General features: G+C 64.0%; 18 protein-coding genes, 1 tRNA gene and 2 pseudogenes. 15 read left to right on the forward strand and 6 right to left on the reverse strand.

All coding sequences use genetic code 11. The features are described from left to right. Positions 1–3 precede the first annotated feature (3 nt). Both IPL75_02670 and IPL75_02675 read left to right on the forward strand, forming a co-directional pair. Positions 4–1,551, forward strand: a complete 1,548-nt coding sequence (locus IPL75_02670; GenBank protein MBK9239173.1) for a hypothetical protein — start codon at positions 4–6, stop codon at positions 1,549–1,551. Beyond that, complete coding sequence (locus IPL75_02675; protein MBK9239174.1) at positions 1,548–2,624, forward strand: acyltransferase; 1,077 nt, start codon at positions 1,548–1,550, stop codon at positions 2,622–2,624. Before IPL75_02670 ends, IPL75_02675 begins: the two co-directional genes overlap by 4 nt. On the opposite strand, the gene IPL75_02680 is transcribed toward IPL75_02675, so the two are convergent. From IPL75_02680 to IPL75_02705, 6 genes are all read right to left on the reverse strand, one after another. Then, positions 2,589–2,747: a hypothetical protein gene (locus IPL75_02680; GenBank protein ID MBK9239175.1), complete on the reverse strand. Its 159-nt coding sequence runs from the start codon at positions 2,745–2,747 to the stop codon at positions 2,589–2,591. The two genes, IPL75_02675 and IPL75_02680, sit on opposite strands and share 36 nt — an antisense overlap. An 11-nt stretch (positions 2,748–2,758) precedes the next feature. Continuing rightward, a complete protein-coding gene (locus tag IPL75_02685) occupies positions 2,759–3,175 on the reverse strand; it encodes a hypothetical protein (protein ID MBK9239176.1) in 417 nt (138 codons plus the stop codon). Between the two features lie 169 nt (positions 3,176–3,344). Then, a complete protein-coding gene (locus tag IPL75_02690) occupies positions 3,345–5,162 on the reverse strand; it encodes a carbamoyltransferase (protein ID MBK9239177.1) in 1,818 nt (605 codons plus the stop codon). Between the two features lie 71 nt (positions 5,163–5,233). Then, entirely contained in the window at positions 5,234–5,980 is a 747-nt protein-coding gene (locus tag IPL75_02695; protein MBK9239178.1) for a succinate dehydrogenase/fumarate reductase iron-sulfur subunit, read from the reverse strand. Next, positions 5,977–7,890 carry a fumarate reductase/succinate dehydrogenase flavoprotein subunit gene (locus IPL75_02700; protein MBK9239179.1) on the reverse strand — a complete coding sequence of 638 codons (1,914 nt, stop codon included), beginning with the start codon at positions 7,888–7,890 and terminating at the stop codon, positions 5,977–5,979. Before IPL75_02700 ends, IPL75_02695 begins: the two co-directional genes overlap by 4 nt. Then, positions 7,887–8,081, reverse strand: coding sequence for a hypothetical protein (locus IPL75_02705; GenBank protein MBK9239180.1), 195 nt, complete (start codon positions 8,079–8,081; stop codon positions 7,887–7,889). Before IPL75_02705 ends, IPL75_02700 begins: the two co-directional genes overlap by 4 nt. A 260-nt stretch (positions 8,082–8,341) precedes the next feature. On the opposite strand from IPL75_02705, the gene IPL75_02710 reads away from it, so the two are divergent. The 13 genes and pseudogenes from IPL75_02710 to IPL75_02770 all read left to right on the forward strand — a co-directional run bounded on the left by IPL75_02710 (position 8,342) and on the right by IPL75_02770 (position 19,175). Next, positions 8,342–8,530, forward strand: a complete 189-nt coding sequence (locus tag IPL75_02710; protein MBK9239181.1) for a hypothetical protein — start codon at positions 8,342–8,344, stop codon at positions 8,528–8,530. Positions 8,531–8,607: 77 nt separating this feature from the next. Further along, positions 8,608–9,775: pseudogene (gene sucC, locus IPL75_02715) on the forward strand (ADP-forming succinate--CoA ligase subunit beta). Positions 9,776–9,880: 105 nt separating this feature from the next. Further along, positions 9,881–10,749 (forward strand): annotated as a pseudogene (gene sucD, locus IPL75_02720) (succinate--CoA ligase subunit alpha). Positions 10,750–10,934: 185 nt separating this feature from the next. Beyond that, positions 10,935–12,773 (forward strand): 2-oxoacid:acceptor oxidoreductase subunit alpha, encoded by a 1,839-nt coding sequence (locus IPL75_02725; protein MBK9239182.1) that lies wholly within the window; start codon positions 10,935–10,937, stop codon positions 12,771–12,773. After that, a complete protein-coding gene (locus tag IPL75_02730) occupies positions 12,773–13,831 on the forward strand; it encodes a 2-oxoacid:ferredoxin oxidoreductase subunit beta (GenBank protein MBK9239183.1) in 1,059 nt (352 codons plus the stop codon). Before IPL75_02725 ends, IPL75_02730 begins: the two co-directional genes overlap by 1 nt. Further along, complete coding sequence (gene ndk, locus IPL75_02735) at positions 13,831–14,244, forward strand: nucleoside-diphosphate kinase (protein MBK9239184.1); 414 nt, start codon at positions 13,831–13,833, stop codon at positions 14,242–14,244. The genes IPL75_02730 and ndk overlap by 1 nt, the downstream gene beginning before the upstream one ends. 1 nt (position 14,245) lies before the next feature. Beyond that, positions 14,246–14,872, forward strand: a complete 627-nt coding sequence (locus IPL75_02740) for a dCTP deaminase (protein MBK9239185.1) — start codon at positions 14,246–14,248, stop codon at positions 14,870–14,872. A gap of 103 nt (positions 14,873–14,975) precedes the next feature. Next, on the forward strand, positions 14,976–15,197 hold the full coding sequence (locus IPL75_02745; GenBank protein MBK9239186.1) for a DUF3185 domain-containing protein: 222 nt from the start codon (positions 14,976–14,978) through the stop codon (positions 15,195–15,197). Between the two features lie 160 nt (positions 15,198–15,357). Then, entirely contained in the window at positions 15,358–17,430 is a 2,073-nt protein-coding gene (locus IPL75_02750) for a C39 family peptidase (GenBank protein MBK9239187.1), read from the forward strand. A gap of 112 nt (positions 17,431–17,542) precedes the next feature. After that, the gene (locus IPL75_02755) at positions 17,543–17,923 is read left to right on the forward strand and encodes a hypothetical protein (GenBank protein ID MBK9239188.1); all 381 of its coding nucleotides are present in this window, start codon (positions 17,543–17,545) and stop codon (positions 17,921–17,923) included. Positions 17,924–17,992: 69 nt separating this feature from the next. Continuing rightward, a tRNA-Met gene (locus IPL75_02760) sits at positions 17,993–18,069 on the forward strand. Positions 18,070–18,174: 105 nt separating this feature from the next. Then, positions 18,175–18,405 carry a hypothetical protein gene (locus tag IPL75_02765; GenBank protein MBK9239189.1) on the forward strand — a complete coding sequence of 77 codons (231 nt, stop codon included), beginning with the start codon at positions 18,175–18,177 and terminating at the stop codon, positions 18,403–18,405. After that, positions 18,363–19,175 carry a hypothetical protein gene (locus IPL75_02770; protein MBK9239190.1) on the forward strand — a complete coding sequence of 271 codons (813 nt, stop codon included), beginning with the start codon at positions 18,363–18,365 and terminating at the stop codon, positions 19,173–19,175. Before IPL75_02765 ends, IPL75_02770 begins: the two co-directional genes overlap by 43 nt. Positions 19,176–19,184 lie beyond the last annotated feature (9 nt).

Genomic DNA, 19,184 nt, shown 5'->3' on the forward strand with positions numbered 1-19,184 from the left:
GAGGTGTCACTTTCCGTCCGGGCGCTGCTTATTGCAGCGTTGTTCCTGTATCCGCTGATCTACTTCGGCATGTTTGCAGGGGATGCCGAAATTCACCTGGTGTACGGCGCCAACGCGGCGGCCGGGGCGTTCTTTGAATTTAATCGCGGCGAGACGTCGCCGGGCGTGACCAGCCCCGGCTTCATGCTGCTCGTGGGCGCGCTGTTTCGCGTATTGCCGGCGGCCGTTGTTCCGCTCGCGATCAAGGTGCTCTGCCTCGTGGCGTGGTACGGCCTGTGTTTCGTCGTCTTCCTGCTGGCGCGCCGGTTTGGTTTGCGGGGCGGCTGGGCCTGGGTGGCGTGTTGTGTCGCGGGGCTCATCCCCGGGTCGGCCTACAACGCCACCATCGGCATGGAGAGCGGGGTCTTCGCGCTGGCGGCGTGCGCGTGGCTGTACGCGGCTCTGGTGAGCGGGTGGTTCGAGACCGGCGCAGAGAAGCTGAGCGGTCGCACGTGGTGGAACGAGGCACTGCTCGGTGGTGCGATTGGCGCGGCCACCTGGGTGCGTCCCGAGGGTGTGGTGATTGGCGCGTTGGCGTCGGCGTACCGCGCGTTTTACTTCATCCGGTCGGGAACCCCTCTGCCTCAGAACGCGGCACGGACGCTCGCATTCCTGATCCCCTTCTGTGCGGTGACTGGGATTGCGGTGGCGTTCCACTTCGCGTACACCGGATACCTCATCCCGTCGTCTGGCCGGGCGCGGGTGCTCATGGGGTCGCTCGATGCTTTCTGGATGGGGCCCGTCCCGTTCAACACCAACGTGTTGATTCGGCTGTTCGCGTATTTCCCGCTGACGCTCACGTGGATGATGGGCGTTCGGCTTGTCATAAATCGCAGCGCGGTGCCGGCGACCGCGCAAGCCGCAGCCGAATTCTCGGTGCTGCTCGCGGGAACCGTTGTTGTGCTCTACAGCACGGTGCTGGGCAGCCACCATCTGGCCCGGTACCTGGTGTTTGTGCTTCCCCTTGTCGCGCTGGTGGCCACAATCGGGGCGCGGTGGCTATGGGAACAACCTTCGGGCCGCACAGCGGTCATCATGCTTGCGCTGGCCCTGGGCGGAGTGTTCACGGTGGAGACGCGCGCGCGCCTTCAGCTAGGCGGTAGCGACGAACTGGCTCGAGCGATGGCCGCGCCCTCCCAACGCAACGAGTCCAGCAGTGAACTCTTCGCGGCACTCGGCTCGCCCCAAGAGCTGCCGATCGTGGTGGCGTGGGCGGACGTGCAGTGGCGCTACTGGCTCGATGATCGGTTCGTGGTTCGCTCTCTGGATGGGCGCACCGATCCGTTGATGCTGGAGTTTGTCAGACCGGGGCACTTCGATCACGTGGCGTACATCAAGGCGCGCGGCATCCGGTTCCTCATGGAATTGCCGAATTACAACCGCGACTCGACGGCGTGGTCTCTCCAGGAGCTGGAGAAGCTGGCACCGTTCGAGCGGCTTGTGCACGACGGCCTTGTGTTCAGCCGCGTTGGGGGCGACTCAGACATCATCCGGGTGGAGCCGGTGCGATGAAGGAGCCGTGGCCCGACACGTATGAGCTGATCGACGGCCTTCGTGGCCTGGCTGCGATGGCCGTTGTGGCGTCCCATCTCGGAATCCTCGACATCGGCCATTCGCCAGTCATGATGTTTTTTGTCCTCAGCGGCTATTGCATCACGGCCTCGGCAGAGTCGTGCCGGCGCGGAGGCCTTTCCGTGTGGCAGTTCCTGTGGCGACGACTTCGGCGGATCTATCCGCCGTACGTGTTTGCCATCGCGTTCTTTGCGTGTACGCGCCTGCTCAAGGTGGCGATGGGCGGACCGAACGACTTGTCGCACCGCGTCATCGATTGGGTGCAGAACCTGACGATGACGCAAGGGGTGTCGATGTTGTTTGTGCCTGGCCTTGGGCCGGCCGACAACCCCACGCTGTTCGTCGCGGCATTCTGGACGCTTGGTTACGAGCTGCAGTTTTATTTTGTGATCGGCCTCTGCCTGCTTCTGGTGTCCCGCGTCAGGATGCCTCTAGCCTGGCCCATGCTGGGTCTGGCGGCCATCGGGCTTGCGTGGAATCTGCGCTGGCCCGGCGGGTGGGTGATAGGCGTGTTCCTCGAGTACTGGGTGCATTTCGCCCTCGGCGCATGCGTGTACTTTGTGTTGTGCCAGTATCCCGGTCGAATTGTGCGAATCGTGTTTGTGGCGTTCCTGATGGGGTTCGGGGCCATGGGCGCCTGGCGGCTGGACCTTCAGGCCGAAATCGAGACGCGCGTGTACTTCGAGTTGGCCGTGTCGTGCGCGTTTGTGCTGGCACTGTTGGTGCTCAGGCCATTCAGCGCGGCGGTGAGCCGCGCATGGTGGTGGCAGCCCGTGGCGGCGTTGGGCGCGATCTCCTACAGCCTCTACCTGATTCACCAGTTCAACATCACGCTGGCGACCACCATCGCGAACCTGGTTCCAGCGCCGTACGCGGTGCGCGCGGTCGTGATGCTGGGGGTACCAGTGGCGCTGGCGACAGTGTTCTGGTACTTCTGCGAGCGCCCGTTCCTGAACCGCCGCCTATCGCTAGGCGCGTCAGAAAATCGTGTAGACGAACGGCGCCAGCACTGACCCCTGCGACGCCAGCATCAGTCCGCCAATCACAACCATGACGATGATGATGGGGAGGAGCCAGAACTTCTTGCGCACGCGCATGAATTCCCAGAGTTCCTTGAATAGTCCCGTGTGGCTCATAACCGTCAGTCTCAGAATTGGCGGCCAAGGTCACTGCGACGTGCAGCGCCCGGCGGCCGGGTGATCCAAAAGGATTCGCCGCGCGGGCGAACCAGCGAGTTGTGCCCAAACGCCCGCCGGACAAGGCCGATCGGCGTCAGCACCACAAAATATATGACACCCATGAAGATCGGCGTCGTGATCTTCGACATCTTCACGGCCAGGCCCATCCACGCGCGGTAGACAGGGCCCATATGGCCGGGAATCAAGGCGCCGCCGACCATCAGCAGGCCGCCCAGCGTCCAGAGCACCATGGGCGCGTAGGTGTGCCCGCGCCACCAGGAGAAGGCGCCAATCAGCACAAACACGCCGCCCACGAGCAGCCCGAACTTGCGCCCTTCGGCCGGGCTCAGTCGAGCTGGAATAGCGGGGTGATGTCTGGTGTCCACGGCCCTGCGATTCTACGGCATTTCGGCGGCCTTGAGGTTCAGGCCGCCCTACGAGGACGGGAGGCGGCGTGTGGCGTGGCACGCATTTCGTAGCGCGGCGTGGGTTTCAACGCCGCGGCTCTTCGGCGGCCTTGAAGTTCAGGCCGCCCTACGAGGAAGGAAGGCTCGCTCAGTCGAGCTGGAATTCGGTCTTCCAGTCCGCAGTTTCCTTCCATGCCGGCTGCGAAGCCTTGTCGAGATAATACGGGCCCAGCACCAGCGTGTCGATGTGCGTGCGCATGAAACACCGATACGCGTCTTCGGGGGAGCAGACGATGGGCTCGCCGCGGACGTTGAAGGAGGTGTTGACCAGGACCGCGCAGCCGGTGAGGGCTTCGAACTCCGCGATGAGGTCGTAGTAGTCGGGGTTCACGTCACGAGACACGGTCTGGACGCGCGCCGAATAGTCGATGTGCGTGACGGCCGGAATGTCGGACCGCAACACATTCAACTGCTCGATGCCCCAGAGCTGTTGCTGCTCGCTGGTCATGGGGATCTGCCGCGACTTCTTCACCGGTGCCACCAGCAGCATGTAGGGGGAGTCGCCGTCGAGCTCGAAGTAGTCCGCCACGCGCTCACGCAGCACGCTGGGCGCAAACGGACGGAAGCCCTCGCGAAACTTGATCTTGATGTTCATGTCGGCCTGCATGCGCGGGCTGCGCGGGTCGCCCAGAATGCTGCGGCAGCCAAGCGACCGCGGGCCGAACTCCATCCGCCCGTTGAACCAGCCGACGATCTTCTCGCTGGCCAGATCCTGCGCGACCTTCTTCCGAAGTTCCGCCGGCTCAAGCTTGGTGAAGACGGCGCCGGCAGACCGCAGGTACGTTTCGATCTCGGCGTCCGAGTACTCAGGCCCGAGGTAGCTGCCATGCATCGAGTCTTTGCCGGGCGTGACGACGCGCGGTTTCTGGCAGTGGCGATTCCACACCAGTGTGGCGGCGCCGAGCGCACCGCCGGCATCGCCGGACGCCGGCTGAATCCAAATGTTCTTGAACGGGCCTTCGCGCAGCAGCTTGCCGTTGCCAACGCAGTTGAGCGCGACACCACCCGAGAGGCACAGGTTCTCGGCGCCCGTCTCGCGATGCGCGGTGCGCGCCATCCGCATCATCACTTCCTCTGTGACGTGCTGCACCGACCGGGCCAGATCCATTTCTTTCTGCGTCAGCTTGCTCTCGGCCTGCCGCGGCGGACCACCAAACACCTCATCAAACGCGCCGCTCGTCATCGTCAACCCAGAGAGGTAATTGAAGTACTTCTGGTCGAGGGTGAACGAACCGTCTTCGCGCAGATCCATCAAGTGCTTGAGGATGAGGTCCACGTATTTCGGCTGGCCGTAGGGCGCCAGGCCCATCACCTTGTATTCGCCGGAGTTGACCTTGAAGCCGGTGTAGTAGGTGAACGCGGAGTAGAGCAGGCCGAGTGAATCCGGCCAGTGCAGTTCCTTGATGATCTCGAAGTCGTTGCCACGGCCCATGCCGATGGTAGTGGTGGCCCATTCACCGACACCGTCCATTGTCAGAATGGCGGCTTCATCGAACGGCGACGGGAAAAAGGCGCTGGCCGCGTGCGACTCGTGATGCTCGGCGTACAGGATCTTGCCGTCCCAGCCGAGCGAGTCGTGGAGTTCGCGGTCGATGTAGAGCTTGTCCTTGATCCACAGCGGCCCGGCGGCCAGGAACGACCCGAACCCGCGCGGGGCCACGCCGATGTAGGTTTCGAGGATGCGCTCGAACTTCAGCAGCGGCTTGTCATAAAACGCGACATGGTCCAGGTCTTTGGCCTGAATGCCCGCCGTCTTCAGACAGAACTCCACAGCTCGGGCAGGAAACGCCGCGTCACCCTTCTTTCGCGTGAACCGTTCTTCCGACGCGGCGGCCAGGATCTCGCCATCGCGAACGAGACATGCGGCGCTATCGTGGTAGAAAGCTGAGATCCCCAGGATATTCACGGGAACTGGGGACTTAGGAACTGGGGAACTGGGTTCTTTAGGACCTGGGGCGATGGGGAACTGCCGCGGCGTCACCGATTGGAGAACATCGCTTTGCGATATTCGCGGTTCATCGTGGCGATGTGTTTGAGCGAGATGCCCTTCGGGCACACGGCTTCGCACTCGCCCTCGTTGGAGCAGCCGCCGAAACCGGCGGTGTCCATCGCGTGCACCATATTGACCACGCGCGTGGGCGCCTCGGCCTGGCCCTGCGGCAACAGTGCGAGCTGGGTGATCTTGGCTGACGTGAAGAGGGCGGCCGACGCATTTTTGCAGGCCGCCACACACGCGCCGCAGCCGATGCAGACGGCCGCATCCATTGCCTCGTCGGCCACCGTCTTCGGGATGAGAATCGCGTTGCCGTCGGGCGCGCCGCCGGTGTTGACCGACGTGTAGCCGCCGGCCTGGATGATGGTGTCAAACGCCGCGCGGTCCACCACCAGATCCTTGATGAGCGGAAACGCCAGCGCCTGCCACGGCTCGATGACGATGGTGTCGCCGTCTTTGTAGCGGCGCATGTGGAGCTGGCAGACCGTGGTGCAGGGGTCGGGGCCGTGCGGACGGCCGTCCACCATCACACCGCAGGTACCGCAAATGCCTTCGCGGCAGTCCGAGTCGAACGCGATCGGGTCTTCGCCACGGGCGATCAGGGTCTCGTTGACCGAGTCCAGCATTTCGAGGAACGACATGTCGGGCGCCACGTTCTCGGCCGTGTAGTCCACAAGCCGGCCCTTGGCGGTGGGCCCCGTCTGGCGCCAGATCTTAAGGTGTACTTTCACTTGTAACTCCGCTGCGACGGCTTCACATTTTCAAAGACGAGCTGTTCTTTGTGCAGCTCATGCGCGGTGCCCACGCCGCGGAACTCCCACGCCGCCGCATAGGCAAAATTCTCGTCGTCACGCTTCGCTTCGCCGTCGGGTGTCTGGCTTTCTTCGCGGAAGTGCCCGCCGCAGGATTCGGTGCGGTGCAGCGCATCACGCGCCAGGAGTTCGCCAAACTCGAGGTAGTCGGCCACGCGGCCGGCATACTCCAGGTTCTTGTTGAGGTTGTTCTTGTCGCCGGGCACCGAGACGTTTTGCCAGAATTCGTCGCGCAGTTGCGGAATGCGCGCCAGAGCGCGCTTGAGGCCGGCGTCGGTGCGCGACATGCCCACTTCGTCCCACAGCAGCTTGCCCAGTTCGCGGTGGAGCTGCCGGGGCGTCTTTGAGCCCTTCACCGTGAGCAGTGCGCTGATGCGCGTCTGCACGGCGTGCTCGGCTTCCTTGAATGCGTCGTGGTCGGTGGTGACCTTCTCCACGGGCGTGGACGCGATGTAGTGCGCCAGCGTGTACGGGATGACGAAGTAGCCGTCGGCCAGCCCCTGCATCAACGCGCTTGCGCCCAGGCGGTTGGCGCCATGGTCCGAGAAGTTCGCTTCACCCAGCACGTGCAGGCCCGGCACGGTGCTCATCAGGTTGTAGTCCACCCAGAGGCCGCCCATCGTGTAGTGGATGGCCGGATACATGCGCATCGGCTCTTTGTACGGGTCTTCGTCGGTGATCTTGCGATACATGTCGAAGAGGTTGCCGTAACGGCCGGCCACGGTGCCGTGACCGAGGCGGTCGATGGCGTTCTTGAAGTCGAGGTAGACGGCCAGGCCGCTGTCGCCCACGCCGCGGCCTTCGTCGCACGCAGCTTTGGCGTTGCGCGAGGCCACGTCGCGAGGCACGAGGTTGCCGAAGCTCGGGTATTTGCGCTCGAGGTAATAGTCGCGCTCGGATTCGGGGATGTCGTTGGGATGCCGGGTGTCGTGCTGCTTCTTCGGCACCCACACGCGGCCGTCGTTGCGGAGCGACTCGGACATCAGCGTGAGCTTCGACTGGTCGCTGCCCGTAACGGGAATACAGGTCGGATGAATCTGTGTGAAGCAGGGGTTGGCGAAGTAGGCCCCACGCTTGTGCGCGCGCCACGCTGCCGTGACGTTGGAGTTCACGGCGTTGGTGGAGAGGTAATACGCCGTCCCGTAGCCACCGGTGGCCAGGCACACCGCGTCGGCCACATACCGCTCGAGTTCGCCGGTGACGAGATTGCGGCAGATGATGCCGCGGGCCTTGCCGTCGATGATGACCACGTCAAGCATTTCGCGCTGCGTGAACATGCTGACGGAGCCCTTGGCCACCTGTCGCATCATCGACTGGTAGGCGCCGAGCAGCAGTTGCTGGCCGGTCTGGCCGCGGGCATAGAAGGTACGCGAGACCTGGGCGCCACCAAATGATCGGTTGTCGAGCTGGCCGCCGTATTCACGCGCGAACGGCACACCCTGCGCCACGCACTGGTCGATGATGTTGACGCTCATCTGCGCCAGCCGGTACACGTTCGCTTCGCGGGCGCGGTAGTCGCCGCCCTTGATGGTGTCGTAGAAGAGGCGCCAGATGCTGTCGCCGTCATTCTGGTAGTTCTTCGCGGCGTTGATCCCGCCCTGTGCCGCAATGCTGTGCGCGCGTCGTGCGCTGTCGTGGATGCAGAAGCTCAGGACGTTGTAGCCCAACTCACCAAGCGACGCCGCTGCCGAGGCGCCCGCCAGTCCGGTGCCGACGACGATGACGGTGTGTTTGCGGCGGTTGGCGGGATTGACCAGTTTGCTGTCGAAGCGATGGCGGTCCCACTTGTCGGCAAGCGGTCCGGAAGGGATTTTGGGGTCGAGGGTCATAGGTAGAAATACACCCACACGGGGAGGACAGCGAAACCGGCCGAGAGGAGGATGGCCAGCCACAGGCCCCCCGAAAGAATGGCCGGCGTCCATCCGGGCGTCATCAGGCCGAGCGACTGGAATGCGCTCGAGATGCCGTGACGCAGGTGCATGCCGATGACCGCCATCGACACCACGTAGAAGAGCACCATGCCCGGTGATTGGAAGACCTCCACGACCAGGCGGTAGATGTCGCGTTCGCCGGGTTCAGGCCCGGCCGCGCCGCGTAGTAGGCGCCGTACTTCAACGTGGCGATATGGCTGATCAGGAAGAAGAGCAGGATGATGCCCGACACCGCCATGGTGGTGGACCCCCACGACTTGCGGCTGGGGCCGCCGGCCCAGGTCTTTCTTGCGTATGGCTGCGGGCGAGCGGTGCGGCCCTTCATCACGTGCCACAGCGCCCTGAAGATGTGAAGCAGCAGCAGGCCAATGAGGCCCAACTCAGCTGGAATCACCAGGGGATTGCTGATGAGGGCGTGGCTGTAACCATTGAACTTCTCAGGTCCGGCCAGGATGAGCAGATTGCCGGCGAGGTGCGCGACGAGGAATCCAACGAGCGACAGTCCCGTGAGCGCAACCAGAAATTTCGAACCGACTGACGAGCCAAGTGCCTTCAGGGCTTTCAAATCACGTTCTCCGCTCCACATTCTATCTTTTGATAGACTTTCTGTCCCGTATGACGATTCATGAGTACCAAGGCAAATCCATTCTCGCTCGACACGGTGTGGCCGTGCCGCGCGGCTTCGTAGCGTTCACGGCCGATGAGGCGCGTGCCCATGCCGAGACGCTTGGCGGCGGCACCGTGGTCGTCAAAGCCCAAATCCATGCAGGTGGCCGAGGCAAAGGCGGTGGCGTCAAGGTGGTCAAGAACCCCGACGCGGCCCACGCGGCCGCATCGGCCATCCTCGGGATGACGCTGGTCACGTATCAGACCAGCCCGGCCGGGCAGGTGGTGTCTCGCGTGCTGGTGGAAGAAGGCCTCCAGATGACCCGCGAGATGTACCTGGGCCTGGTCATCGATCGGTCCACGCAGAAAAGCGTGCTGATGGTGAGCCAGGAAGGCGGAGTGGAGATTGAAAAGGTCGCACATGAGACGCCCGGAGAAGATCTTCAAGGCGTTTATCGACCCCGCACTGGGGCTGCAGCCGTTCCAGGCGCGCCAGTTGGCGTTCAAGCTGGGGCTGTCGGGCGACGAAATCAAGAAGGCCGTCAAACTGATGATGGCCGTCTACGAGGCCTTTGTGGCCAGCGACGCCGCCCTCCTCGAAATCAACCCGCTCGTCGTCACCGCCGCCGGCGACCTGATCGCGCTCGACGCCAAGGTCAACTTCGACGACAACGCGCTGTACCGGCACGCGGACATCAAGGAGTTCCGCGACCTGGCTGAGGAAGACCCGCTCGAGATCGAGGCGTCGAAGTTCTCGCTCAACTACATCAAGCTGGACGGCACGATCGGGTGCATGGTGAATGGCGCCGGCCTGGCGATGGCCACCATGGACATCATCAAGCTGGCGGGCGGGGAGCCGGCCAACTTCCTGGATGTGGGCGGCGGCGCGAACGCCGAGCAGATCAAGAACGCGTTCCGCATCCTGATGTCGGATACCAACGTCAAAGCCGTGCTCATCAACATCTTCGGCGGCATCCTGCGGTGCGACGTGCTGGCGCAGGGCGTGATTGCCGCGGTGAAAGACCTGGGCGTGCGCGTGCCGATTGTCATCCGCATGGAAGGCACCAACGTGGAGCTGGGCAAGCAGATGCTCAAAGACAGCGGCCTGAATTTCACGACGGCCGACGCCATGGATGTGGCGGCAGCCAAGGTAGTGCAGTTGGCCTCTGCTAATTAGGAACTGACGGAAGTGACGGAACTGACGGAAGTGGCAGAAGTGGGGAACAGTTCCGCCAGTTCTGCCAGTTCAGACAGTTCCCAATTGACGTAGATGGGTAACTAGATGTCTGTATTGATTGATAGAACGACGCGTTTAGTAGTGCAGGGCCTCACTGGCCGCGAGGGGACGTTTCACGCCAAGCAGGCGCAGGCGTATGGCACCAACGTGGTCGGGGAGTCACGCCTGGCAAGGGCGGCACCACGCACGAAGGCTGGCCGGTGTTTAACACCGTGGCCGATGCCGTGGAGGCGACGGGCGCGAATGCGTCGGTGATTTTTGTGCCGCCTCCGGGCGGTGCGGACGCCGTGATGGAAGCGGCCGATGCGGGACTGGCGCTGGCCGTGTGCATCACCGAGGGCATCCCGACGCTGGACATGATGAAGGCGCTGGCCTTCATGAAGGGCAAGGGGATGCGGCTCATCGGGCCCAACTGCCCGGGCCTGATTTCGGCTGGTCGGGCCAAGGCCGGCATCATCCCGGGTCACATCTGCAAGGAAGGCCGGGTGGGTATCGTGTCCAAGTCGGGCACGCTGACTTACGAGGCCATCCACCAGCTCACCGGCAACGGACTGGGGCAGACCACCTGTATCGGCATCGGCGGCGACCCGCTCATCGGCACCTCGTTCATCGACGCGCTCACGCTGTTTGCGGCCGACCCGGAAACCGAGGCCGTGGTGATGATTGGCGAAATCGGCGGATCGGCCGAAGAAGAGGCCGCCGCCTACATCAAGGCCTCCTTCAAGAAGCCCGTGGTCGGCTTCATTGCCGGCCAGACGGCGCCCCCGGGCCGCCGGATGGGCCATGCCGGCGCCATCATCGCCGGCGGCAAGGGCACGGCGGCCGAAAAGATGGCCGCCCTGACCGACGCCGGCGTGCGCGTGGTCAACAGCCCCGCCGACATCGGGCGGGCGATGAAAGAACTTCTCAGATAAGGCGACCTGTGAGGTCGGGGGGTAGGGTTCCCCCCTGTGGAAAACTCGATCTGCATCCGGCGAGTTTTCCACAGGGGCATTGCAGGGGGACGGGTGTGGATCTGTGGGAAACTCCCGGAACTCCGATCACGATGTTCCCGGAGTTTTCCACAGATCCACACCCGTCCCCTTATACTTGATTGATTATGTCCTCGCCGTCCCCCGCGGCCGCACCGGCCGAGTCTCCTTCCTCCCAACTCGTCGTTAATAACTTCAGCATTTCGGTCGCCACCGTCAACGGATCTGGCAGTCAGACGGCCAACCAGGTGCTGCTGCGCGCCATCTTCCAGATGGGCGTGCCCATCTCGGGCAAGAACATGTTCCCGTCGAACATCGCGGGACTTCCCACGTGGTACACCATTCGCGCAAATGCGAAGGGGTACATCGCGCGCAAGAAGGAAATCGACTTCCTTGTCGCGATGAACGCCGAGACCGCGCGCGAAGATGTGCTGTCGCTGGACCCGGGCCGCGCCGTGGTGTACGACGCGCCGCTGAAGCTGAATGAGCTGCGCGACGACCTGATTTTTTATCCCGTGCCGTTCGACAAGATCGTGGCCGAGGTGTGCCCCGACGCCAAGCTGCGCCGCCTCGTCAAGAACATGATTTACGACGGCGTGTTGTCGCATCTGCTCGGTGTGGAGCTGAGCGAAATGGTGAAGGCCCTGTCGTCACAGCTGGGCAAGAAGCCCAAGGCGATGGCGCTCAACCAGGGCGCGCTCGAAGCCGGCGCCAAGTACGCGCAGGAGCACTTTCCTGAGATCGCGCATCCCTACCGCATCGAACGGATGAACAAGACGGCCGGACAGATTCTGGTGGAAGGCAACTCGGCCGCGGCCATGGGTTGCATGTTCGCCGGCTGCACGGTGGTCGCCTGGTATCCCATCACCCCGTCGTCATCCCTGCCCGAGGCGTTTATCTCGTACATGCGGAAGTACCGCATGGACAAGGAGACCGGCAAGGCGACGTTTGCCATTGTGCAGGCCGAAGACGAAATTGCGGCGCTGGGCATGGTCATCGGCGCAGGCTGGGCCGGTGCGAGGGCGATGACGTCCACATCGGGCCCGGGTGTGTCGCTCATGTCCGAGTTCGCAGGACTCGCGTATTACGCCGAAATCCCCGCGGTGGTGTTCGACATCCAGCGCGTGGGGCCGTCCACAGGTCTGCCCACGCGCACGGCGCAGGGCGACATTCTCTCGACCGCGGTCAACTCGCACGGCGACACGAAACACGTGCTGCTGCTGCCGGCGTCCATGGGCGAGTGTTTTGACATGGCCGGTGACGCGTTCGACATCGCCGAGCGCCTGCAGTCCATCGTGTATGTGATGAGCGACCTCGACCTGGGCATGAACACCTGGATGTCTGAGCCGTTCACGTATCCCACCAAACCGCTGGACCGCGGCAAGGTGCTGGATGAGGCGAAGGTGCGCGAGCTTGGCGCCACGTGGGGCCGCTACAAGGACGTGGATGGCGACGGCATTCCGTGGCGTTCGATCCCCGACACCAACACGCCGCCGTTTTTCACGCGAGGCTCCGGCCACAACGCGATGGCGCAGTACTCGGAGCGCGCTGAAGACTACGTGAACAACCTGGACCGGCTGGCCAAGAAGTTTGAGACGGTCAAGGCGATTGTGCCGCAGCCGATTGATGAAACGGTGGCCGGCGCCAAGGTGGGCATCATTGCCTACGGGTCCAGCCACTGGGCGGTGGAAGAGACGCGCGATCAGTTGCGCGAGGAAGCGTCACTGCCGGTGTCGTACATGCGGCTGCGCGCGTATCCATTCCCCGACTCGGTGGAAGATTTTGTGCGCCGCCACGACCGTGTGTATGTGGTGGAGCAGAACCGCGACGGGCAGATGATGAGCCTGCTGCGGATGGACCTTGACCCGGCCCTGCAGACGCGGTTGCGAAGCGTGCTGCACTACAGCGGTTTACCCATCGACGCCCGCAGCGTCACAGAAGGCATCCTCGCGCAGGAGAAGTTGTAATGTCGACCGAAACGCCCAGCCCCACGCCAACCCCGGCCGCGAAGAAGACCAATCGCCTCGGCCTTGAGCTGTCCCAGTACCGCGGCAGCAAGACCACGCTGTGTGCCGGGTGCGGCCACAACGCCATCACCGAGCGCATCATCGACGCGTTTTACGAGATGGGTGTGGACGCGAAGAAAGTCTTCAAGCTCTCGGGCATCGGCTGCTCGAGCAAGAGCCCGGCCTACTTCCTGAATCAGTCGCATGGGTTCAACTCCGTGCACGGCCGCATGCCGTCGGTGGCCACCGGCGCGATGCTCGCGAACAAGACCATGATGGCGATCGGCGTCAGCGGCGACGGAGACACCGGCGCCATCGGCATCGGCCAGTTCGTCCACCTGATGCGGCGCAACATCCCCATCATCTACATCATCGAAGACAACGGCTGCTACGGCCTGACCAAGGGCCAGTTTTCGCCCACGGCCGACATGGGCACCAAGGCGAAGAACGGCGTGGTCAACGACCTGCCGCCGATCGACACCTGCGCACTCGCCATTGAACTGGGCGCGACGTTTGTGGCGCGGTCGTTCTCGGGCGACAAGAAGCAGCTGCTCAGCATCCTGAAGGCGGCCATCGCGCACCGCGGCACCTGCATGATCGACGTCATCTCGCCGTGTGTGACCTTCAACGATCACGAAGGCTCCACCAAGAGCTACGCGTACGCGAAGGACCACGACGAGGCCCTGGGCGAAGTCACCTTCGTGCCGTTCTTCGAAGACATCACGGTGGAATACGAGCCCGGCTCCACCACCGCGGTGACGATGCATGACGGGTCGCACTTGTATTTGAAGAAGATTGCGGAAGACTACGACCCGCAGGACAAACTCTCCGCCCATCGCCTGCTGCACGAAACCTCGCGCCGCGGCGAGTTCGCGACGGGGATTATCTATGTGGAGCCCGACAAGGACGACTTCCTGGTGACGCTGAACACGGTGGACGAGCCCCTGGCGTTTCTGCCGGTTGAAAAAACGCGACCCGCGAAGGGCGTGCTCGACGAACTTATGAAGGGACTAATGTAGTGACCGAACGAACTTTCGCCATCATCAAACCCGACGCCGTCAAGGCCGGGTATACCGGCCGCATCCTGGCGCGTATCGAGGAGCAGGGCTTTTCCATTCGCGGCATGCGTCGCATTCACCTGAGCAAGCGCGAGGCGGAAGGGTTTTATGCCGTCCACAGTGCGCGGCCGTTTTTCGGCAGCCTGACGGACTTCATGTCGTCTGGCCCCTGCGTGGTGTTGTGCCTTGAGGCGCCCGACGCCATCAAGAAGTGGCGCGCGGCCATGGGCGCCACCGACCCGGCCAAGGCCGAGGCCGGCACGCTGCGCAAGGAATTCGGCGCGTCGATTGAAAACAACGCGACGCACGGATCCGACGCCCCGGAGACTGCCGCCTTCGAACTCGGGTACTTCTTCCGCGGGATGGAGCTCTAGCTTGTCGATCAAGTCGGATCGCTGGATTCGGCAGATGTCCCAGGACCACGGCATGATCGAGCCGTTCGTGGACGGGCAGGTGAGCGCCGGGATCGTCTCCTACGGGTTGTCGTCGTACGGCTACGACATCCGGGTGGCCGACGAGTTCAAGGTGTTCACCAACATCAACAACACGGTGATCGACCCGAAGTCGTTTGACCCGCGGTCGTTTGTGGATATCCAGTCCGATGTCTGCATCGTGCCGCCGAACTCGTTTGCGCTCGCGCGCACCATCGAGTACTTCCGCATCCCGCGCGACATCCTGACCATCTGCCTCGGCAAGTCCACCTACGCGCGCTGCGGCATCATCGTGAATGTGACGCCGTTTGAGCCCGAGTGGGAAGGTTTCGTCACGCTCGAGATTTCGAACACGACCCCGCTCCCGGCGAAGATCTACGCCAACGAAGGCATCGCCCAGGTGCTGTTCTTCCAGAGCGACGAAGTGTGCGAGCGTTCGTACGCCGACAAAAAGGGCAAGTACCTCAAGCAAACCGGCGTCACCTTGCCGAAGATCAGACAACTGGGGCCCTGGGGAACTGCCCTCGTAGCGCGGCCTGGGTCTCAAGGCCGCGGAGTCCGGCGCGCTTGAGACCCAGCGCGCCCTACGAAACACAGGTCTGGAAAATGGGCCGCCGGTTCCCTGTCCTTTTGTGGACAGCGATAGTGGCAGAGCGGAAGCCACAATCAACTTCATGAAAACTGGAACCCTCGTCGGCGTGGTGTTGATTGTCCTCGGGATTGCTGCGTTCGCGTATTCGGGCTTCACGTACACGAGCCGTGAGAAGGTCCTTGATATCGGGCCGCTGGAGGCTCACGCGGACACGGAAAAGACCGTGGCCATTCCTCCCCTCGCCGCCGGCGCTGCCGTGCTCGTCGGCCTCGTGCTGGTGGTGGCCGGACGCAAGTCGGGCTAGGGCGACTGGGGAACTGTCCTCGTAGCGCGGCCTGGTTCTCAAGGCCGCGGAGTTCGGCGCGCTTGAGACCCAGCGCGCCCTACGAAGACGCGTCCGGTCCTCGTAGCGCGGCCTGGTTCTCAAGGCCGCGGCCCTGCCCGTGAGACACTGCCTGTTTGTGATGAGTCCTCGATGCTGGCGCGGCGTGTTTCTGGCTGCGGCCCTCGTGCTCGGAGCTGGCGCGGCTGTCGCGTCGGCCGCGCAGGGGCCGCCGACGAGGCACGCACTGCTCGACGTGCCCTACGTCACCCAGACGCCGGAACTGTGCGGCGGAGCCGCGGTGGCGATGGTGATGCGGTACTGGGGTGAGCGGCAGATCTTCGCCGAGGATTTCGCCGCGCTGGTGGTACCGAGCGAGCGCGGGATTCCGACCGGCACGCTGGCGGCCGCCGTGCGCGACCGTGCGTGGCGCGCCGTCGTACTGCCAGCCGTCGAGGACACGGGCCGCACCCGCATTCGCGCCGAAGTGGACCAGGGCCGGCCGCTCATCGCCCTGATCGAAGTCTCGCCCCGCACGTACCACTTCATTGTCATTGTCGGCGCCACCGCGGATCAGGTGGTGCTGCACGATCCCGCGCGCGCACCGTTTCGCGTGATGCCGTGGGCCGAGTTTGATCGTGCGTGGGCGGCGGCGAACCGGTGGCTGATGTTGGTCCTGCCGCCCGAGAGTGGCCGGCCTGCTTCGGCAGTGCCGGCGCCACGGTCCGAGGCACCTGGTTCCGCGCCGCCTCTGACCCCCTGTGACGCGCTCGTCGCGCGGGGAGTGGAACTGGCGCGCAGTGGTGAGCCGGCCGCGTCTGAGCAGGCGCTGGAGGCCGCCACTGCGATGTGTCCCACCAATGCGGACGCATGGCAGGAGCTGGCGGGATTGCGATTTTCCCAGTCACGGTGGGCCGACAGTGCCCGTCTTGCAGGCGTGGCCGTCCGCCTGGCGCCGGCGGCTGAATACCCTCGTCGGCTTCTTGGCACCACGCTGTTTTTGAGCGGGGACGCAGCAGGCGCACTTGCTGCGTGGACGCCGCTTGGTGAGCCGCGTATTGATGCGATCACGGTGCAGGGCGCCGAGCGCACGCGCCACCCGGTGGTGGTCAGAGCGACAGGGCTGCAGCCCCGTCAGTTGCTCACCGCCGAGGTGTTTCGACGTGCGCGTCGGAGGTTGGACGCGCTGCCGGTGGCGTCGCGCACACGGCTGCAGTACGAGCCGCTTGACGCCGGCCTGGCCAAGGTCGGTGCGGTGATTGCAGAGCGGTCCGTGTTGCCGCGCGGGTGGGTGCCGCTCGCCACCATCGGCGTGCGTGCGGCGGTCAGTCAGGAAGTGCGGCTCGATGTGGCCGGCGCGCTTGGAGCCGGCGAGGTGGCGTCCGTCGCGTGGCGGTGGAAATCTGCGCGGCCGCGTGTGGCGTTCACGCTGGCGGTGCCATCGCCGCACTGGACGCCGGGCATCGTGTCGGTGACAGGCCTGTGGGAGCGCCAGTCCTATCAGGTGTCGTCGGCGCCTGACACCGCGCCCCAGGTGGAGTCGCGGCGGCGTGCCGGTGTGTCGCTGGCCGACTGGGCCACGAGTCACATCCGGTGGAATGGCGGCATCGCAATGGATCGATTCGATTCGCGCGGGCACGTGGCACTGGACGGCGGCATTGATGTTCGGCTGGCATCCGATCACATCGCTGTCGGTTTCACCGGCGGCAGTTGGACCCCACTCTCTGACGGGGATCACTTCGCGTCGGGCCGGGTGCGGGGCGCATGGCGATCGACGATGGAGGCGAATGCGCGGGTGTGGACGGGCATTGTGGCGCTCTCGAGCGCCGGCCGTGCGGCGCCGCTCGCCTTGTGGGAAGGTGCGGGGCCGGGACATTCGCGCTCCGGCCTGCTACGCGCCCATCGTCTGCTCGAAGCCGATGTGGTGACGGGGGAGGCGTTTGGGCGCACGTTTGCGTATGGCACCACAGAGGTGACGCAGCCGATCGGCCGCGTCATGGGTGGAGCCATTGCGGCGGCGGGTTTTGTGGATGTGGCCCGCGCCTGGCATCGCCTTGATGGCGCTCACCAGTCGCCGCTGTTTGTGGACGCGGGCGCCGGGCTGCGCATCAGTGCGCTGGGGCGGTCCGAAGTGCTGCGTATTGATGTGGCGCACGGGCTTCGCGGTGGTGGCACCCGTCTATCATTCACGTGGGGCCGCGCGTGGCCGTGGTGATTGGACGTACGAGCGGTGTGCCATTTGAGACAGCGGCTGTAAAAGCGGTTCGATAACGTAGCGTCTGTCCTTCTGGCGCGCCTGCCAGGCGTGACTGTCTCAAGGAGTGAGTATGCGTATTCGAAACGTCTCTGCAGCATTGGCCCTCTCGTTGTTCGTGTGGAGTTCGCCTGCATTGGCGCAGCAGCGTCACGTGGTGTCGCCGGCAGAAATGCGGCAGGCGGTGTCTGGTCAGGCGAAGGCCGACCAGCTGAACCGTGAAGCGGTGGTCAGCGTGCTCAAGCGGTCGCAGGTGAGTGAAGTGGCGAGCCGGCTTGGTCTGAACGTGGCGAACGCCGACACGGCCGTGGCCACGCTCAACAGCGTCGATCTCGCGCAGGCGGCCGATGCCGCGCGTCAGGCCGAGGCACAGCTTTCGGGCGGCAACACGGTGGTGATTTCAGTGACCACGTTGCTGTTGATCCTGATCATCGTGCTCCTGGTTGCGGACTAACGGGCCTGCCCTGAGCGAGTGCTCGGGTTGCGGATTCCGCCTCGGCGAGTTATCATAGGGATTCCTTGTCGCGGGGTGGAGCAGTCCGGTAGCTCGTTGGGCTCATAACCCAAAGGTCGCAGGTTCAAATCCTGCCCCCGCAACCAATTCTCTCGAAGGGCCTGCAGGTCTCACCTGCAGGTCCTTTTTGTCTGGCGAGCTGTCAGTCCACGGAGTCGCCGGCTTGCCGGGCCTCCTGCTAGACTTCCTCCATGGCGGCTTTCCCGGGATCAGGTAACGCGGCGCTCAGAGCGTTTGTGGATGAATACCGGGTGCGCTGTCTCTGGTTTCTCAGGCAAGACTACTACCCAGCCACCGCGGCTGAAATTGAGCACGTGCTCCACCTGATCCAGCAGCACGGCGATCGTCAGGCCTTCGTGCGCGCAGCTGAGTTCCGCCAATGGCTGTCACTCCCTTCCAGCGAACACTCTGTCGTCTCCTAGCGCACGATCGCCGCATCCGTGGCGAGAGCTACGTTGCCGGCGGCGTCGCACTGGGTGCGGCGTTGGATACAGCTCGTCTCTCGCGCGACCTCGACCTGTTTCATGACACGACCGAGGCCGTCGCGGCCTCCTGGGACCGCGATCGCCAGACGATGGAGTCGAGCGGTTATCGCGTGGTGCCCCAACGTGAGCGTCCGGGTTTCGTTCAGGCCACTGTCTCGCTCGGTGATGTCTCGCTGCTGGTCGAGTGGGTGCACGACAGCGCATTTCGGTTTTTTCCTCTGCTGGAAGACGATGACCTCGGATTGACCCTTCATCCGTTTGATTTGGCGACCAACAAAGTTCTGGCCCTTGTTGGCCGCGTTGAAGTGCGTGACTGGGTGGACGTATTGGCCTGCGACCGGCTGCTTCAGCCGTTTGGGTACTTCGCGTGGGCCGCGTGCGGCAAAGACCCAGGATTCTCGCCCCAGGCCTTGCTTGGCCATGCGAGGAGGACGACCCACTACGCCGCTGATGAAATTGCGAGCCTGGCGTTCGAGGGCGAACCGCCTGACATCGTGGCGCTCGGTGCACAGTGGCGGCGCGCCCTGGAAAATGCTGCGGGAATTGTCGCGGCTCTCCCAGTTGAGCACATCGGAACGGTTGTCATGACCGCCGCTGGGGCACTCGCGCGCTTGGAGCCGATGAGGCTGCGTGAAGCCGCTGCGCGGGGCGACCTGAGGTTTCACGCCGGCCGCGTGAGTGGAGCATGGCCGACGGTTCGAACGTAGTGTCCAGGC

Source organism: Acidobacteriota bacterium (assembly GCA_016716905.1).
GTDB lineage: Bacteria > Acidobacteriota > Vicinamibacteria > Vicinamibacterales > SCN-69-37 > SYFT01.